This is a genomic window from Flavobacterium sp. (assembly GCF_044361065.1).
Taxonomy (GTDB): domain Bacteria; phylum Bacteroidota; class Bacteroidia; order Flavobacteriales; family Flavobacteriaceae; genus Flavobacterium.
The window spans coordinates 1-18,080 of the sequence record NZ_JBIKJI010000029.1; the positions used below are offsets into that span (position 1 = coordinate 1).

At 31.2% G+C, this 18,080-nt stretch carries 12 protein-coding genes; 6 read left to right on the forward strand and 6 right to left on the reverse strand.

From position 1 onward, the window contains the following. Window positions 1-82: 82 nt before the first annotated feature. The 3 genes from ACIQ11_RS03265 to ACIQ11_RS03275 all read right to left on the reverse strand — a co-directional run bounded on the left by ACIQ11_RS03265 (window position 83) and on the right by ACIQ11_RS03275 (window position 5,266). Window positions 83-829 carry an enoyl-CoA hydratase/isomerase family protein gene (locus tag ACIQ11_RS03265; RefSeq protein ID WP_396152754.1) on the reverse strand — a complete coding sequence of 249 codons (747 nt, stop codon included), beginning with the start codon at window positions 827-829 and terminating at the stop codon, window positions 83-85. Between the two features lies 1 nt (window position 830). Then, window positions 831-4,334, reverse strand: a complete 3,504-nt coding sequence (locus ACIQ11_RS03270) for a T9SS type B sorting domain-containing protein (RefSeq protein WP_396152756.1) — start codon at window positions 4,332-4,334, stop codon at window positions 831-833. 107 nt (window positions 4,335-4,441) lie between these two features. After that, window positions 4,442-5,266 (reverse strand): Omp28-related outer membrane protein, encoded by an 825-nt coding sequence (locus ACIQ11_RS03275; RefSeq protein WP_396152758.1) that lies wholly within the window; start codon window positions 5,264-5,266, stop codon window positions 4,442-4,444. Between the two features lie 110 nt (window positions 5,267-5,376). Between ACIQ11_RS03275 and ACIQ11_RS03280 the strand changes: the two genes are divergently transcribed. Then, window positions 5,377-5,859 carry a TlpA family protein disulfide reductase gene (locus ACIQ11_RS03280; RefSeq protein ID WP_396152760.1) on the forward strand — a complete coding sequence of 161 codons (483 nt, stop codon included), beginning with the start codon at window positions 5,377-5,379 and terminating at the stop codon, window positions 5,857-5,859. After that, complete coding sequence (locus ACIQ11_RS03285; RefSeq protein ID WP_396152762.1) at window positions 5,859-7,601, forward strand: DUF6029 family protein; 1,743 nt, start codon at window positions 5,859-5,861, stop codon at window positions 7,599-7,601. The genes ACIQ11_RS03280 and ACIQ11_RS03285 overlap by 1 nt, the downstream gene beginning before the upstream one ends. A gap of 137 nt (window positions 7,602-7,738) precedes the next feature. Here the strand turns inward: ACIQ11_RS03285 and ACIQ11_RS03290 are convergent, their stop codons facing one another. Further along, the gene (locus ACIQ11_RS03290) at window positions 7,739-11,146 is read right to left on the reverse strand and encodes a hypothetical protein (protein ID WP_396152764.1); all 3,408 of its coding nucleotides are present in this window, start codon (window positions 11,144-11,146) and stop codon (window positions 7,739-7,741) included. Window positions 11,147-11,245: 99 nt separating this feature from the next. Here ACIQ11_RS03290 and ACIQ11_RS03295 point away from each other — a divergent pair, with 99 nt between their 5' ends. From ACIQ11_RS03295 to ACIQ11_RS03310, 4 genes are all read left to right on the forward strand, one after another. Next, window positions 11,246-12,559, forward strand: coding sequence for a serine hydrolase domain-containing protein (locus tag ACIQ11_RS03295; protein ID WP_396152766.1), 1,314 nt, complete (start codon window positions 11,246-11,248; stop codon window positions 12,557-12,559). 33 nt (window positions 12,560-12,592) lie between these two features. Continuing rightward, window positions 12,593-13,708, forward strand: a complete 1,116-nt coding sequence (gene lpxB, locus ACIQ11_RS03300; RefSeq protein WP_396152768.1) for a lipid-A-disaccharide synthase — start codon at window positions 12,593-12,595, stop codon at window positions 13,706-13,708. 34 nt (window positions 13,709-13,742) lie between these two features. Continuing rightward, window positions 13,743-14,414, forward strand: a complete 672-nt coding sequence (locus ACIQ11_RS03305; protein WP_396152770.1) for a C40 family peptidase — start codon at window positions 13,743-13,745, stop codon at window positions 14,412-14,414. 79 nt (window positions 14,415-14,493) lie between these two features. Further along, the gene (locus tag ACIQ11_RS03310; protein WP_396152772.1) at window positions 14,494-16,503 is read left to right on the forward strand and encodes a ComEC/Rec2 family competence protein; all 2,010 of its coding nucleotides are present in this window, start codon (window positions 14,494-14,496) and stop codon (window positions 16,501-16,503) included. Between the two features lie 4 nt (window positions 16,504-16,507). Here ACIQ11_RS03310 and ACIQ11_RS03315 read toward each other — a convergent pair whose 3' ends face one another. Together ACIQ11_RS03315 and ACIQ11_RS03320 are read right to left on the reverse strand one after the other, a co-directional pair. Further along, window positions 16,508-16,969 carry a thioredoxin family protein gene (locus ACIQ11_RS03315; RefSeq protein ID WP_396152774.1) on the reverse strand — a complete coding sequence of 154 codons (462 nt, stop codon included), beginning with the start codon at window positions 16,967-16,969 and terminating at the stop codon, window positions 16,508-16,510. Between the two features lie 59 nt (window positions 16,970-17,028). Next, on the reverse strand, window positions 17,029-18,080 hold a 1,052-nt coding region (locus ACIQ11_RS03320; RefSeq protein ID WP_396152776.1), incomplete at its 5' end, for a peptide MFS transporter.

An 18,080-nucleotide genomic window follows, 5' to 3' on the forward strand; every position in this document is an offset into this window, starting at 1 on the left:
TCCTTCGAGAGCCTCAGGCAACAATTTTAAAAAGGATGCCGCTACTATCGGGGCTAAAACACAAAAATTAGTTTCTAAAAGACTATTTCTTAAACCCTTCTAACGCTTTTTTCGTAAAAGCACTCAGTACCAATTTTCCTGAAATTTCGGCACGTTCGTATAACAATGTGCTCCAATGTGCGGTGTTTTGCCACAACACTTGTTTCATTTCAGCTAATGCGTCTGGGTTGTAGCTGGCTAATTGTGAAGCGAATTTTTCTAATGCTGAATCCAAATCTTCAGGTTGCACTAATTTGGCAAACAACCCTTTTTCAAAAGCCCAACTTGCGGATTTCCATTCGTTTCCCGCTAAAGTCAATTCGCCCATAGCAGTTTGCCCAATTTTTCGGCTCACGGCGGGTTCAATTACAAAAGGTCCAATTCCTATAGTTAATTCTGAAAGTTTTACATTGGCTTTTGTTGTGGCAATGGCATAATCGCACGCAGCAATAATTCCTACGCCACCACCAACGGCTTTTCCTTGCACTTTTCCAACAATTAATTTCGAACAGTTTCGCATGGCGTTTATCACATTGGCAAAACCAGAGAAAAATTGTTTTCCGTCTGATAAATTATCAATTTGCAATAATTCATCAAAAGAAGCACCGGCACAAAAGGTAGTGCCTTCACTTTGTAAAACAATAATAGTAACGTTTTCATTCGCATCTAAATCCTGAATAGTTTGCACTAATTCTTGCAATTGCGAACTTGGAAACGAATTTCCTGCCGGATGAAAAAAGGTGATGTATCCAACATTATTTTTTACTTCTTGTTTTACGAAAGCAGTCATATTATCTTTTTAAACTAAAGTGTGCTTTAAATTCTTTTTGAATGCCATCTTCTTTATATTCAATTTTAAACCAATAATCCGTTGAAGGCATTTCTTGTTCATTGTATGTACCATCCCAACCATTAGCGTATGGATTTATTTGCTTTAGTAATTTTCCGTATCGGTCAAAAATAAAAATTTTGGCTTCAAATTCAGGCGTTAAACCAGATATGTTCCAAGTATCGTTATAGGTATCACCATTTGGTGTAAAATAATTTGGATACGAAATGGTCGTTACCGTGTTGGATTGTATAACACCTGGACACCCATTTACATCTCTAGCATAAACCGTATAATTGCCATTTGCTAAGTTTGTAAAAACTGGGCTAGTTTGCCAATCTACTAGATTTAAACTAAATTCATACGAGCCAAATCCGCCAATTACTTCTGCTTGAATGGTGGCTAATCCGCTAGAGAAAATTTCAGAAACCAATTCTAATGTTACAGAATCGGGTGCAGATGAAACAAATATTTCCATTTGATCTTCCCTTGAGCATAACGTGGCTGTGTTGGTTACAACTACTTTATAAATTCCAGATGCATCCGCATTAAAAATAGCATTTTGTTGTCCTCCCGTTGTGTTTGGATTGGTAGGCGTCCAAGTATAGGTATAATTGCCTGGCACGGTTGGTGTAGCATTTATTGGAAAATTTCCAGCTCCCGAACTTGGTTGTACGCATAAAACTTTATAATCGATTATATCAAAATTTGGTAACGGATTGACTTTTAAATCTAAATATTGCCCTAATCCTACACAATCATTGTTTGTATTACTGTCGATTCTAACCCAAATATTTTGAAGGTTTGGAACTGTATTTCTAAATCCATCTGGGTCAGTGGTATCTATTGGGTTTGTTTCTGCTAAAGCTTGTGCTTCGGTGGTATAATACGTTACTGTTAAATTAGAGCTATTTGAAAATGGAGCTAAAATTGTACTGGTTGCCGATGCAAAACTATTTGTTGGACCTGTAAAATCGAAATAATCAATACCATCAGTATCAGGATCATTTAGGTCGATATAATCATCACATTCTTCCAATACAATTTTTTGAAAAGTAGCTGGAATTTGTGTTGCCGAAACTAGTAAATTTACTTGTGCGGTTCTAAAACAACCATCAGTATTTTCAATTCTAGCCCAAACAAATCTATTATCAGGCGAATTGTAAGCAGTATCATTTATTATTTGGCCTGTATTGTTTTGAGCGTCTGTTTGCGTTAAGAAGTATTTAAAAGTCAAATTACTTTGATTGGATAAAATTACGTTTGCTTCTGTTAAATTAAAATCTGTTATGGAATCGGTATCATTATCACATTGTTTTAATGGTTCAATAACTGGCTTAAGAACAGGCAATGGCGTTACTACTACATTAAAACTAGTGGTATTGAAACAATTAGTAATTGTATTGAATAATCTGGCATAAATAATTCTATTTGGCCCAGTGTACGATGTAATGGCATTTGTACCAGAAACTGCTTCGCTTTGTAATAGGTGATAGGTAACAGCAACGTTAGCTTGACTATTTAAGATTTCAGTTGTTTTTTGAGTTAAAGTAAAAGTAGTTTGACCGTTTGTGTCATTTCCATCTAATGCATCATCACAAGCTTTTAAATCAGTAATAGGCACTAAAGTTGGTACATCGTAATTCGTCACCACAACATTTGAAGATATTGCCGGACAAACTCCGCTTGCAGGAATCGTATAAGTATAAGTTCCGCTTAAATCATTATTTGGAGCTGGATTAAAAGTACTATTTGGTCTATTTACACCATTTAAAGACCAAGTTCCACCTGTTGTTGCGCCTGGTACTGATAGAAACAAATCAAATGGCAATTCATTTTTACAGGTATTTTTTGGAATACTTGTACCTGCGTTGTTTGCTTGTTGTATAGTTACAAAAACGCTCACACTTATGGGTGTTGGCGAAGTATTACAAGTTTTTGTAAACGAATAAATATATTCACCAGCAATATTTATAGCAGGATTGAAAATATTTCCTACTAATGGAGCGCCTCCAGTGGGAACTGCCCAAGTACCACCTGGATCAGGATTTCCATTTATAGCATCAAACAAATTTGTAGTTGATGATGAACAAACTTCTACGTCAGTAGGTAATGGTGTGCTTCCAAAACCTGAGTAGTAACCTGCAAATCCAGCGGCAGTGCCTTGAAACCCAAAAACTCCAACCGCTAAAGGGCCTGTAGAAGTAATTGCTAGATTTCCTGATTGATTAGCAATTCGATAAGAAACCCAGTCGGTATTTCCTAATACTGTCTGAGCTTGGGATGTTGGTACAGCAACTCCATTAATAGAAATTGTTGCATTGGAGTAAGTCAACATCATTAAATCAGATGTGTAAGTATTACTTCCAATTTGATTTACGTTTGGAATATTAACAGAATTTTGAAAAAAACAACTCAATGGCGGAATAAAATTTAGTCCCGAGGTAGCAGCACTTGAACCACCGCCTAACAATTGATAAGCGAAAACAGGCTTACTTGCACGAATATAAATATTACTGTTAATGGTTCCTTGATAAAAAGAGTTTGGGACTAAATAATATTGACCAGCATTTAATGTAATAATGGGAGCAGTGCTTCCATTTACAAAAATATCTGTATTGTTCTCGTGAGCAACAATTAATGGATTTTCCATAGTAGAAATTCCGTTTCCTTCTATGAAAATATAATCGGTACCAATTTGTGATGCAGATACTATTTGGTCTAAAGTTATATCCCCTTGAGTATTTGTATTTCCTCCTAAAACATTTCCAGTATTTACTGCAACAGGTTTGTCGGAGGTTATTAAACCGCCAATAATTCCATCTAGATTTGCAGTTACATTGCTATACCCACTAAAAACGATACATTGACCAGCATTTAAAGTATAGGTTTGAGTATCATCAGTTATGTTTCCAGTACCACTTGAAAAAACAACTCCTGTATTATAATTTGATAACGTTACAGTGGTATTATTTTCAGTTGCCATCACACTACTAACAAAGTTCTTCCTATTGTCCACGATTTCATTTATAGTACAACCCAATCTAAAATTTGTTCCAATTCCAGGTTTTCCCTTTGAAATAATAGTTTCAGCATGAGCCATATGTCGCATTCTAAAACTCACATAAAAATCTTTTGTTCCTTGAAGCATAACACCTTTTCCCGAAACAACAGTATTTACATCACTTAAATTAAGAAACATCTTTGTTGGTTGTCCTGTTCCAACTGTAAATGAAGCTGGCGATGCCGCAGATATCGTAAATGGCGACCCTGCATATGGAACACCATTACCATCAGTTGCAGTTACTTGAAACGGCACTGTTTCGTTGGTAGACATATAAATATACTGATCAGAAATAGCAGTAGCATCTCTTGAATGCAATGGCGGCAACCAATGTTTATTACTCAACTGAGCGTTACTAGTAAAAAAAGCAAAAACAGTTAGTAAAATATATAAATTTTTCATTTGTTCAAAGTATAGAAAAGCAAATTTATTCTATTTTTAGTTAATTCTATTTGTATTAAAGTAAAAAGGCACCTTAGGGCACCCTTTTTTAACTTTTTAGTAAAAAATTATGGGTTAATTTGAAATGTCTGAGTTACGTTTGGTGCTGATCCTCTTACATTAATGGCTTTTCCTGTTGCGTCTAAAACGAATGCAACGAAATTCATTTTAGCTACATTAGCTATATTAGTAGGTATAGTAACAGTAAAGTTTTTAGTAACTGTTGCTCCAGCATTTGTTCCTGTTAAGGCGTCTCCATTAACTAAATCTGTTAAACAAGCTCTTAAAACGTGATCGTGTTCAAAATTAATAATTGGATTTTGGCCACCAAAAAATGAAGTTGCGTTTACTTGATTATAAATCAAACCATCTTCTAGAACATAAACTACAAGTTTTAAATCAGAAAAATTCGAAACAAATTTAACATTTACACTTAAGTTTATAGTTCCACCTGAAATTGTTGAATTTAAGGCAATTCCTAAATCAGCATTTAGTTTAATTTGGTTTTTTACTTCTGTTGTAGAAATTTCATTATCCCACAGAACCTTCCTATTTAACATAGCAGTTGGATATCCTGTGACCCCAATTAATTGTTCTAATGGCGCAGCTGGAAAATTATAAGGATCTGGTGATGAGGCAACGCTTCGGTGAATGGATACAGGATAGGCGCGAAGTTGTTCCGACTCTACTTGTTTAATTCCATGTAAAACTCTCGGACAATATTGACACCAAGTTCCAGTATAGTCTTCAATTAGGACATTTTTTAAAAATTTTCCAGATATGGGCTGTTCAATAACTGCAGAATTAACTGAATTATCTTCCCAATCATTTGAGATGCAAGACACATTTATTAATCCTAAAAAAGTAATAGCAGCGAACAGTATTTTTCTCATATAATTTTTTGTTTTTCAGTAGTTTGGCTTGAAACTTCTTATGCAAATTTAAAAAAATTTTTTATAATGCTGGAAATATCTTTTATTTGCTAATAAATAACTTCAGAATAATGAAAAAATTAGTTTTAACTTCTATGCTATTTATTTGTGTATTAGGACTTTCACAAAATAAATTACCAAGTATTTCACTTAAAAATTTAGAAGGAACAACTGTTTCTACTACTCAAAATTTTATAGAAAAAGATAAAGTATATGTTTTTTGCTTTTGGGCTACTTGGTGCGCGCCTTGTATTCAAGAGTTAGATGCAATTAGTGAGGTATATGATGAATGGAAATCACAATCCAATGTGGAAGTTATTGCCGTTTCAATTGATGATGCTAGAACCAATAAAAGAGTAAAACCTTTAGTTAACGGGAAAGGTTGGGAATACACGATATTAATGGATACCAATCAAGATTTTAAAAGAGCATTAGGCATTTCAAATCCTCCTTTTACAGCAGTAGTTAAAAATGGAGAAATAGTTTTTACTCAAAATGGTCATACACCAGGAAGTGAAAATCAGTTATTAGAACAAATTAAAGCGCTTAAATAATGAAGAAAATAATCAGCTTTACGTTTTTATTTTCAGCACTTTGTGCTTTTGCTCAGAATGCCGATTCTACCAAAACGAAATTAAAAGTCTATGGTAGTTTTGAAAGAAATGGGCAATGGTACACCAATGATAAAAACAGAGGAATCAATCACGACACTGTGCCATTACGAGCCAACAATTATTTCAATGTAAATTTCAATTACAAAAAATTTACTTTTGGAACGCAAGTGGAATCGTATATGAATGAGGCGTTATTAAATTTTAATCCAAAATACAAGGGTACAAATTTTGCTACGTATTACGCCAATTATAAATCAAAAAAATTAGATATAACTTTAGGTCATTATTACGTACAATTTGGAAGTGGATTGGCACTTAGAACCTGGGAAGACCGATCGTTAGGGATTAATAATGCATTACGTGGTGCAAAAGTAGTGTACTCGCCAATTGATGAAATTTCTTTCACAGCATTATACGGAAAGGCAAGAACTGGTTTTGATGTGGCAAATGGCGATGTTTTCGGATTTAATACGGATGTTAACGTTAGTCAACTTTTAAATATTGATGCGTTCGATTTTAAATATGGTTTTAGTGCTGTTAGTAGATACGAAAAATTACCAGTTTCTGTTCAAAATTTCAGTGCTTTTACTAATTTATTTTCAAACCGATTTGAATTGGGTTATAAAAATTATTATGTAAATACGGAATATGTTTTTAAATCGCGAGACGCTATAATTAAACAAAATGTTTTGGACACCAATTTTGCAAAAGAAGGAAGTGCATTGTTAGTGAATTTTGGATATTCTAAAAAAGGAATTGGTTTTGACGCCAATTTAAGACGCGTTGAAAATATGCAATTATTAGCACAAAGAAATTTAGATAATTATCCAACACTTTCAAGTACAAGTTTAAATTATAACGACAAAATATTGAACTTCGTTCCAAGTTTAACCAAACAACATCATTCTAATTTGGCAAATATTTATGTGTATCAAGCCCAATTTCAAGTAGTGATGGATGAATCAACACAGATAAACAAATTTGGAGAAATTGGAGGTCAATTTGATTTTTTCTACGACTTCAAAAAAGGTTCTGTTTTAGGAGGAAAATATGGAACAAAAATCAATTTAAATGTTTCTTCTTGGTATAATTTAAAAGCTAAATTCAGATATACGAATAATGCCGGAGAAAACATCCAAAATTATCAAGCTGAATTGTTTAATGCCAACGAAAAGTATTTTTCAGATTATAATATAGAAATCACGAAAAAGGTTTCCAAAAATTTTAAAACGGCTTTTACGTATATCAATCAGTATTACAACAACAAACAAATTCAAGGAATATTTAATAAATATATTATTAATTCTCACACTGTATTTTCAGAATCAACCTATCAACTATCTGATACAAAATCGATTACTTTTGGTTTAGAACATATGTGGGCAGATAATGACAGAAAAAATTGGGCAGCTGGAACCATAGAGTACAATCATAACGAAAACTGGTCAATATTTGCTATGGATATGTATAATTATGGTTTTGACCATAAAACCCTTACCATTAGTGAAACAGATTTATTTGATATTCATTTTTATAATTTTGGAGCCGCTTATAAAAAAGGAAGCACACGTGTGGCATTAAATTATGGCCGTCAACGTGGTGGTTTGGTTTGTGCAGGTGGTGTATGCCGATTTGTTCCACCAAGTACTGGTTTAGGGCTACAAATTACAACTTCATTTTAAAAAAATATTAAAAAATTTTAAAAAGTGGATGCAAAAGTATTGTCAAGCTGAACTTGTTTCGGTTTCCATAAATAATTATTTTAGATTCCGAAATAAATTCGGAATGACAAAATTCGGACTTTTCAAAACACCTATTTTTAGAAAAAAGCACGCAACTGAATGGTTCCAGTATGCACCGTTTTACTGGTTTCTGATTTACGTCCGTTATAATTTACCGAAACATCTAAAAATTGCGTAATATTTTTTTGAAACAAAAGTTGCCAAGTAGTATTTTTCCCGTTTTGTAATCCTTCTAACAACTGAAAGCCAACAGGAGAAGAAGCGCTTCCGGTAAAATTATTATTGATATAAGTAAATATTCCGTTTAATGAAAATCCTTTTTCTGTATTCCAATTAAATGACGTGCCTAATTCTTGCTGTTTTAATTTTTCTAAATTACCAATCGTATTTTCTTTACTATTATTTTCATAAAAAACATCCCAACTTGCATTTTTATTAAAAATATAGGACACTTTAGGAGCAATTTCTAAGCCAGTAATATTAAAATTTCTACTTGCATAATTATCAGAAATACTCTTTAAATTTGAAGTACTGGTTTGTAATTGAAACAACCAGAATTTTTGTACTAAATGCACATATTGCAGCTGATGACTTTTAATATAATTTTCTTGACTTCCAAAATTTAATACGTTTTTTAACGAACTAGAATTGTAAGTATAGGTTACCGAATTTTTCTGTTTTCCTTTATTTAAAAACAAACTATTTCTAAAATTAGTATTCAAACCAATTAAATCTTTATCCGGAATTGAAAAAGGATTCCATTCAAAAGTATTTGAATTTCGAGTTATTTTTTTATCAATTATTAAAGAAGTCTGATTGTAAAATTTGGATAAGAATTTCTTAAATCCTGTTTCATTTTGCCAGGCATTTCCATTAAAAGTCAGCGTTTGACTCAGTTTGTTTTGATACGTTCTAATAAATATCTGATTGGGTAGAAAAATTTTCACATATTTTGCTAAATCAGAAAAGGTTGCAATTTCAAATTCCTGCAACTCTTGAATAGAATTATTATTATAATCGTTCCACATATAAATTCCTCGGCCGGCATCAACTTCTAAAAATGTAAATTCTTGTTGCGCAATACTTCCCGAATTGTTTTCATAAAAAGTAGTAGTCTGTATCAGCTGATTAAAAAAGGAATCAGAATAGTTTACTCTCGAATTTATTGAAGGTTCTGTGGCGCGATTATCAGCAAATTTTAAGGTTCTATAATTGATGAATAAGCCTAAGTTTCTTCTATCGTTTTTGATAATTTGCGATTTCAAATAAGTTGAAAATGATGTATTTACTCGTTGTAACACATTGTTTTTAATACTATCATTTTGTCTGGTTAAATACCCAATTTCGGCAAATACTTTTGTAGAATCGCCGCGACCAATAAAGTTTCCAAATTCTGAAAATCGTTGACTAAAATTGCTTAGAATTTTTGTTTCATTTGCTATTTCTTTATTGTATTCATATCTAAAATTAGCACCCACATAGTTTTTCTTAAAGTGATATTTCGCTACATTTTGACTTCTTAAAAAATTTGATGTGCTTGAGTTATTTTTACTATCCATCAAACTAATCTGTGTTTGAATTGCCAGATTTTTGTTTTTTGTAAAGGATTGAAATGCGTGTTTATTTCCAGAAAAATTGGTAGAATATTCTAATTTTTCAAATTGGTATTTTCCAAATGTTTTCCATTTCACCGTATCTTTTTGAACCGAATTAAATTGGACACCACCCACCATCAACATCTGATTGCCTAATGGATTTGTAAGGTTCCAATCTCGATTAAACTCAATATTATACAATCGCTCAATAGGTTTAAAATTCTCTTGAATGTAATTAATAGTAGCAAAAGATTGCACCTGAATTCCTTTGGAAAACAATTGCTGTTTTAGATTTAATTTTGTGGCAATTCCTTGGTTATTGGCATCATCTAAATTTGAAAATATATTTTTGTCGTGATTAGAAATGGCAATTTCGGTTTCAATTTCGGTTTTTTCTGTTGGTGAAAAAGAACTGACAATCGTAGCAATTTGAATTTTTGTAGGTGCAATTAGCTTAACAATTGGTTCGTAACTTCCTTGTGGAACACCCGAAATCGGCGCTACATATTCGTAAATTTTTCCAATCGTATTGCTACTTGCTAAAATGTAATTTCCTAAATTATTTCCTAAAAAAGTAAATTTTACCTGGTATAACGTTTGTGTGGCATCCGTAGAAAAAACAAAAATTTCTGTGTTGTTTACTTGTGCTTTTTTATAGAGTATCTTATTTTCCGAATACGTATCTACATAAGCAGAAGGGGCATTCATTAAGTTTGAATCGTCTCCAGCAAGTTGTAAAGTTTGTATTTGATTTTCTGATAAACTTTGTTGTAATGGCTGGTTTTTTACATCATTTTCATTGTACACATAGGCACCAATGCTAAACTTGTCGCTTTCGTGCTGAAAACCTCCATAACTTAAAAACCGCGTGAAATTTCTATCCGAATATTGATATTCCATTATAATACGCATTTCGGAAGTAATTGGAAAAGTGGCGTTAAAAATAATTTCTCCTGCGTTATAATCTATAATATAATCTTTATTTTCACCGCGTTCTTTTAAAATTCCGTTTACATAAACACGTTCTGAACCCGAAATAATTAACACATATAATTCGCCATTATTTCCACGTAGTTTGTAAGGTCCTTGATTGCCTTCTTGTCCTGTGAAATTACTTTTTGCATATTGCCCTCGAACTAATGAAGCAGCAAAAAACAAATCGTTTTTTTTGGTATTACCCCAATTAAAATGCGAGGAAAGACCCTGTACTTTTTTGTTAAAATTTAAAAAGCTTGTTTTTCTATTTTCTAAAAACAAATCACCTGCTCTTATGTTCCAGTTTTTAGATGAAAGTTCAATAAATATTTGATCAAATTCATCAATTTTTTGCGAATAACCGCCTTCTTGCAGTGGAATATTGCTGTCTTGAATGGATGCTTTTAATGTAATGTCGTCAGATAATTTCCCAGAAATTTGTAAATCTAAATTGGAATTTAAAACCGTATTTTGATTGTTTCCCACTGTAAATCCGCGAGAAATACTTCCATTGGTTTGTAAACCGTTAAAAATTGGAATTTGTTTTTTTGTGTTTTCTGAAAAAGTAAGTAATCGTCCGTTTTCATTCGGGACAATTTTTTTTTCGTCGTAAATTGTATAGGTTTTGGTTAAAAAATTTGGCAATTTATAATATTGAACTCGTACAGAATCTTGAAATATTTTTTTAAAAATTAATTTTTTAGTTTGATAATTAAATGAATAAAAAGAGGTGTCAATTTCTTGTTGATTTACATTGAAAATTTTAAATGAATTTGGATTTAATGCAGAAGTATCAATAAGAATTTCTTTATTTGTATACGCAAATTTTTTACTTTTGAAAGCGTTGTTTTTCTCTTGACCAAAGCCAACAGAAACAAAACAAAACAATAAAAGACAAATAATTTGTTTATACATACGGTAAAAGTACTGATATTTGTATAAACGTAAAAATTTCGATTTTTGTATACCATTCAATTTCCTTAATTTTGACAATAAATAACAACTTACATCATAATGAAAAAATCACTTTCTATTTTATTTTTATTTCTTTCATTAAGCACATTTGCTCAAGAAATTCGTTTTGCAAGAATTGACAGTTTATTAAACTATTTATATGAAAACGATAAATTTATGGGTTCGCTTTGTATTCGACAAGGCGACGAAGTTGTTTTTAAACAAGCCTATGGTTTTTATGAAGCGACTAAAGGACTTCGTGCCAATGGTGCCACGAAATATAAAATTGGATCTATATCTAAAACGTTTACTGCCACAATGATTATGCAATTGGTGGAAGAAAAAAAGATTGTGTTAACGACTAAATTAAATCGGTTTTTTCCTAAAATTGATCAATCTGATAAAATTACAATTGAACATTTGCTTTACCAACGCACGGGAATAAAAGACTATGCAAATGCGGATGCTACATTAACAGATGTTTTGGGCAAACCAAATACGAAAGAGTTGATTCTAAAGAAAATAGAAAATTATTCTTCTATGTTTGAACCCGATTCTCAACACGAATACAGTAATTCTAATTACTTTATATTAGGATTAATTATCGAAAAAAGCACTAAAAAATCATTTGCAGAAAATTTAAAAATAAGAATTTCAGACAAATTAGAGTTAAAAAATACCTATTACACCAACGAAAAAACAGACGTAACTAAAAGAGAAAGTTATTCCTATATATTTAATGGCGAATATTGGGATAAAATTGACGAATGGAATAACGATATTGCTTTTTCTTCAGGCGGAATTATTTCAACACCAGAAGACTTAACAAAATTTATTCGTTCCCTTTTTAAAGGTAATTTAGTCACACCAGCTTCATTGGAACTAATGAAAACACTTAAAGATACTTACGGAATGGCTTTAATTCGTTTCCCATTTGGAGAAAGAAAATTTTATGGTCATAACGGAAAAATTGAAGGTTTCGGATCGACAATGGGTTATTATGAAAAAGATGATTTGTCAATTTCTTTAATTGTAAACGGTGAAAATTATAGTCAAAACGACATTATGATTGGAATTTTAAGTATATATTATAAATTACCTTATCCGTTTCCAAATTTTAAAAAATTAGATACAGAATTGATTAAAAAGTACTCTGGAACTTTTGCCTCAAAAGATATTCCTTTAAAAATTACAGTTTTTGAAAAAGAAGGAAATTTATTAGCTCAAGCTACAGGTCAACCAAGTTTTCCATTAACTTTTTCAAGAGATGATGTTTTTGTTTTTGCTGCTGCCGGAATTGAAATGGAATTTACTTCAAGTACAAGTTTCATTTTAAAGCAAGGTGGCCAAAAATTTAATTTCACTAAAGAATAGAAATATTTTATCTTAGCCAATTAATTGATCAAAATGAAATATTACATAATAGCGGGGGAAGCATCTGGTGATTTACACGGTTCCAACTTAATGAAAGCCATTTTAGCAAAAGATCCAACTGCAGAAATACGTTTTTGGGGTGGCGATTTAATGCAAAATGTGGGTGGCACTTTAGTAAAACATTATCGCGAATTAGCATTTATGGGTTTTGCCGAAGTGATTATGAATTTGCGAACGATTTTAGGTAATATTTCTGTTTGTAAAAAAGATATTTTATCCTTTCAGCCCGACACAATAATTTATATAGATTACCCAGGATTTAATATGCGAATTGCGAAATGGGCTAAGAAATTAGGCATTCAAAATCAGTATTATATTTCTCCTCAAATATGGGCTTGGAAAGAAAATCGCATCAAAGACATCAAGCGTGATATCGATAAAATGTATGTGATTTTGCCTTTCGAAAAAGATTTTTACGAGAAAAAACATAATTTTCCAGTTGAATTTGTAGGCCATCCGTTAATTGATGCCATTTCAGATAGAAAGCAAACCAATTTTGAACAATTTACAAAAGAAAATAATTTAACGAATCAACCTATTATTGCTTTGTTACCCGGAAGTAGAAAACAAGAAATTGAAAAAATGCTTTCCATTATGCTTTCGGTTGTAGCTAAATTCCCTGATTATCAATTTGTAATTGCTGGTGCACCAAGTCAAGAATATCAATTTTACAAAATATTTTTGACTACAGAAAACGTAAAATTTGTAAGTAACAAAACGTACGATTTATTGAGTGTTTCTCACGCGGCTTTAGTAACCTCGGGAACAGCCACTTTAGAAACAGCATTATTTAAAGTACCGCAAATAGTATGTTACAAGGCCAATAAAATTTCTTATGAAATTGCAAAACGAATTATTACACTAAAGTTTATTTCTTTAGTTAATTTAATAATGGACAAAGAAGTGGTGAAAGAATTAATTCAAAATGAGCTAAATACCACTAATTTAGAAATCGAATTGCACAAAATTTTATCTGGAAAATCCAGAGAAACCATTCAAAATGAATACGAAATTTTAGAACAAAAATTAGGAGGAAAAGGCGCAAGTGAAAAAACCGCGAATGGTATAATTTCTTCTATTAAAAATTAATTTGTAAATTTATACTTCATAAAACCCCAAAATAATGAAAAAATCAATTTATATTTTCCTACTCACTATTTTTTTATATAGTTGTAAATCCTTGCAAAGGCCTACAATTGTTACTTCCAAACAAGTGGCTCAAAAAACAGGAAGTTATTCTTTTACAGAAAAAACAGGATTAGAAAAACCGTCTAAACCAACAAAAAAAGAAATAAAAGCGATTGAAAAAGCGAAACAAAAAGCGGCACAAGATAGTATAGAACAATCCAAAATAAAAGTAGTTGTGGAAGAAGAAACGCCACAAGATTTTACACCAACATTTGAGGTTTCAGATTATATAAAGCAACAAATTCTTAATGTTGCTGCAGAAAGTTTAGGCTCGCCATACAGAGGGGGTGGTTCTACGCCAGCAGGTTTTGATTGTTCGGGTTTTGTAACGTATACACTAAATCAATTTGATATTGCATTGCCAAGAAATTCGGCAGAAATGGCTCAAATTGGAAAACGTATATTAAAAAAAGACGCTAAACCTGGCGATTTAATTTTTTTTAAAACCAATGGCAGCTACATTAGTCACGTTGGAATAGTTACAGAAAACTCTGACGGTATAATTAAATTCATTCATTCCTCAACAAGTAGTGGGGTAGTGTATTCTTCTACTTCAGAAAGCTATTATGCAAGAACTTTTGTTGGAGTAAATAGAATTTTGGAATAATTACAACAAACTATTTCTACATTTTTTACTGAAAAATAATCCCAAATTATTTTTCTATTGTAAACAAACCTACTAACTAATGACATTTATTAAATTCCCAATTGTTCCCATACTTGGTGGCTTTAGTATTGGAATTGTAATTCAATATTACTTTCAATTTGCCTTGCTTTCTATTTTATTAGGATTGACATTCAATACCTTTTGTTTTTTAGCGGTTTATTTTTATGTCATAAAAAAGAAATTAAACACCTTGTTTTTTGAAAGTGTAGTAGTGCTTTTGTGTTTAAATTTAGGCATTTTGTCTAATTATTTTAACACTCAAATAAATTATAAATCGCATTTTTCAAATTCAATTTTAGAAAGAAACCTTATACAAGGATTGGTGACCGAAAAGTTAAAATCAACAACGTATTATGATAAATTTATTTTAAAAGCTACGCATATTAATGGGCAAAATTGTATTGGTAAAATACTACTTTATGTGCCAAAAAAAGAGAAAACAGAAATAGAGGTTGGAAACAAAATAAAGGTTTTTGAAACACCTAAAACCCTTCAAAACCCTTTAAATCCAAATCAGTTTGATTATTCTAAATATTTAAATAATCAGAATGTTTTTTATGAAATTAAAATCAAAGAGACAAATACAATTAAAGTTTCAACAGACACAAATTTTTATTATTATATCAATTTAATTAAGTCAAAATTATTAAAAAGTTATGATGTAAAAAGCTTTAAAAAAGACAATTACAATCTATTAATGGCATTGCTTTTTGGTGAAAAAACCGAATTATCAAAAGAAATTAGCACGAATTATACACAAGCAGGAATTATTCATATTTTAGCCATTTCAGGATTACATATTGCCTTAATTTACGGAATTGTACTTTGGCTTACTAAACCATTGCTTCGATTCCAAAAAGGAAAACTATACATCTTTCTTATTTCGTTATGTATCTTGTGGTTTTATGCTATTTTAGCTGGATTTTCTGCTTCAATTGTACGCGCTGCGGTTATGTTTTCTGTATTAGCTTTCGCCAAAATGATAAACCGCCAATCTAATATTTATAATTCTTTAGCTGTTTCCGCTTTACTGTTGTTAGTATTTAATCCGAATTATCTTTTTGATGTTGGATTTCAATTGAGTTTTGCTGCTGTTTTAAGTATTGTTATTTTTCAGCCTTTAGTTAGAAAATACAGTTATTCTAAAAATTTAATTATTTTAAAAACCAAAGAATTACTGCTTATTTCGTTAGTTGCTCAAATTGGTGTTTTACCTCTAATATTATATTATTTCGGCCAATTTCCTTTATTGTTTTTATTGGCTAATTTAATTGCGATTCCGCTTTCAAGCCTTATTTTAATTTTAGGATTAGCATTGATTCCTTTCAATTTTTTGTTGCCGAAAGTAGCGGTTTATTTGAGTGTTTTAGTCAATTTTTTAATTGAATTAATGAATGCTTTTACAGCTTGGATCGTAAAATTCGATGTTTTTATTATCAAAAACATAGCTTTTCACGAAGTGTTAGTTTTGCTTTTATATTTGCTTATTGGTACGATAGTATATTTTGTATACTTCCCGAAAAGTAAAAATTTTAAGGCTATATTAGTTTCTATAATTATATTTCAGTTGGGCTATTTTTTACTGAATTCTAACGAACAAAATAATAATGAATTTGTCGTTTTTAATAGTATGAAACACACGCTGTTTGTTGATACAAAAAATAACGAATCTGTATTTTATACCGATGATTTTGCTAATTCTAAATCTTCAATAGAAGCGTATACTATAGGAAAATTTGTTAAAAAGTATCGAATTGAACCTATTAAAAATGTATATAGTTTTAACAAAAAAATTCTTTGTATTGATAGTTTAGGTGTGTATATTACCAAACATAAACCAGAAATTGTGGTATTAACACAATCGCCAAAAATTAATTTGAAACGATTAATTTCAACCATTAAACCAGAACAAATAATAGCCGATGGTTCTAATTATAAAAGTTACATTCAACTCTGGAAAGCCACTTGTGAGCAAGAAAAAATCCCTTTTCACGCCACAGCTGAAAAGGGATTTTATAGATTGAAATGAATTTTTACTTTTTGATAATTTTATTTGCACCTTCAAGCCAAACTTGTGGGCCACCAGCAACATATCCTGTACTTCCAAGTGCATTTAAATTTACTTTTGCATCGGCTGTTTTGGTCGCGTTTACAAACCAAACTGTTGGATAGCCTCTAACTTGTAATTGTTGTTGTAATTGTGCATTTTGCATTTTCACAGCATCTGTTTGTTCATTTTTTCTTGGAAAATCTAATTCTACCAAAATAACATTATCAGTTGCCCATTTTACAAATTCGGGCGTTTTAAATACTTCTTTTTGTAAACGAATACACCAGCCACACCAATCTGATCCTGTAAAAAACAAAAACATTGGCTTGTTTTCTTTAATAGATAAATCGGTAGCAATAGATACGTCTGTGTACCACTTTAATTCTTGACTTTGAGCAATAAATCCACTAATTAAAAAAGTGAATATTAAAATTATTTTTTTCATAATTACTATCTTATTATTATTTTACAAATATATAAAAATTGTATGCCTAAAAAAGCAAGTTACTTTACATCTTGCATTAATTTTTTTATTAAAGGCGAAATTAAAATCAAAACCAAACCGGCAATTAATGCGTAAATGGCAAGTTGGTAATACCCGTCTGCATAGGTATTTAGTTTTTCTAAATTTGTAGCATTTTTTGAGGCCTTTGCAATATTAGCACCTAAAATTCCTGCAAAATACTGTCCATAAGCACTCGCTAAAAACCACATTCCCATAATTACAGCCTGTGTTTTTTGTGGAGATAACTTCGTCATAGCACTCATACCAATTGGTGATAAGCATAATTCACCAAACGTGATTATGAACCAACCAAATGTGAATAAATCTAAAGATGTTCTACCAGAAGCATCTGCGAAAAACTTAGTATAGTAGAATATCCAGAAACCACCTGCTAAAAATAAAAAGGCTAATCCGAATTTAATAATGGTATTAGGTTCTATTTTTCTTTTTGATAACCACAACCAAACTAATCCTACTAATGCAGCAAAAGCAATTACAAAGAAGGAATTTGCAGAATTATTCACCCCATTTGGACTTAATTCTACACCAGCTACAGTATTATTTAAATTGTTTGCAGCAAATAAACTTAAGGAGCCACCACTTTGTTCGAAAAAAGCCCAGAAGACAATTGAAAAAAGGATAAATACTAAAGCGGCAATTAATTTTTTATTTTCCACTAAAGAGAAATTTCTCATTTCGTACAGTAAATATAAAATAGAAATAGGTCCAATCGCATACATAAAATAATCCGTATAAACGGTATTGCCAACCATTATAATAACTATTGGAATTACTAAAATCGAACCTAAATAAGTTATGTTTTCCAATAATCTTTTTCTTGAAACCTCAAGATGCGCTAATGGTGAAAGTCCTATACTTGCTATACTTTTTTGTGTTTTTGTGAACGTCAATAAACTTATAATCATCACTAATGCTGCAAAACCAAAACCTACATTCCATCTTAAATGCTCTGGAACAATCGATTGCCATAAGGAACCTTCAGCAACAGCTATACAAATGTAACCGCCAATTAATGCGCCTAAATTTACAC

Coding starts and splice junctions, on each gene's coding strand:
- ACIQ11_RS03265 (WP_396152754.1), bottom strand. CDS start 829: ATGACTGCTTTCGTAAAACAAGAAGTAAAAAATAATGTTGGATACATC.
- ACIQ11_RS03270 (WP_396152756.1), bottom strand. CDS start 4,334: ATGAAAAATTTATATATTTTACTAACTGTTTTTGCTTTTTTTACTAGT.
- ACIQ11_RS03310 (WP_396152772.1), top strand. CDS start 14,494: ATGACATTTATTAAATTCCCAATTGTTCCCATACTTGGTGGCTTTAGT.
- ACIQ11_RS03295 (WP_396152766.1), top strand. CDS start 11,246: ATGAAAAAATCACTTTCTATTTTATTTTTATTTCTTTCATTAAGCACA.
- ACIQ11_RS03275 (WP_396152758.1), bottom strand. CDS start 5,266: ATGAGAAAAATACTGTTCGCTGCTATTACTTTTTTAGGATTAATAAAT.
- ACIQ11_RS03315 (WP_396152774.1), bottom strand. CDS start 16,969: ATGAAAAAAATAATTTTAATATTCACTTTTTTAATTAGTGGATTTATT.
- lpxB (WP_396152768.1), top strand. CDS start 12,593: ATGAAATATTACATAATAGCGGGGGAAGCATCTGGTGATTTACACGGT.
- ACIQ11_RS03285 (WP_396152762.1), top strand. CDS start 5,859: ATGAAGAAAATAATCAGCTTTACGTTTTTATTTTCAGCACTTTGTGCT.
- ACIQ11_RS03305 (WP_396152770.1), top strand. CDS start 13,743: ATGAAAAAATCAATTTATATTTTCCTACTCACTATTTTTTTATATAGT.
- ACIQ11_RS03290 (WP_396152764.1), bottom strand. CDS start 11,146: ATGTATAAACAAATTATTTGTCTTTTATTGTTTTGTTTTGTTTCTGTT.
- ACIQ11_RS03280 (WP_396152760.1), top strand. CDS start 5,377: ATGAAAAAATTAGTTTTAACTTCTATGCTATTTATTTGTGTATTAGGA.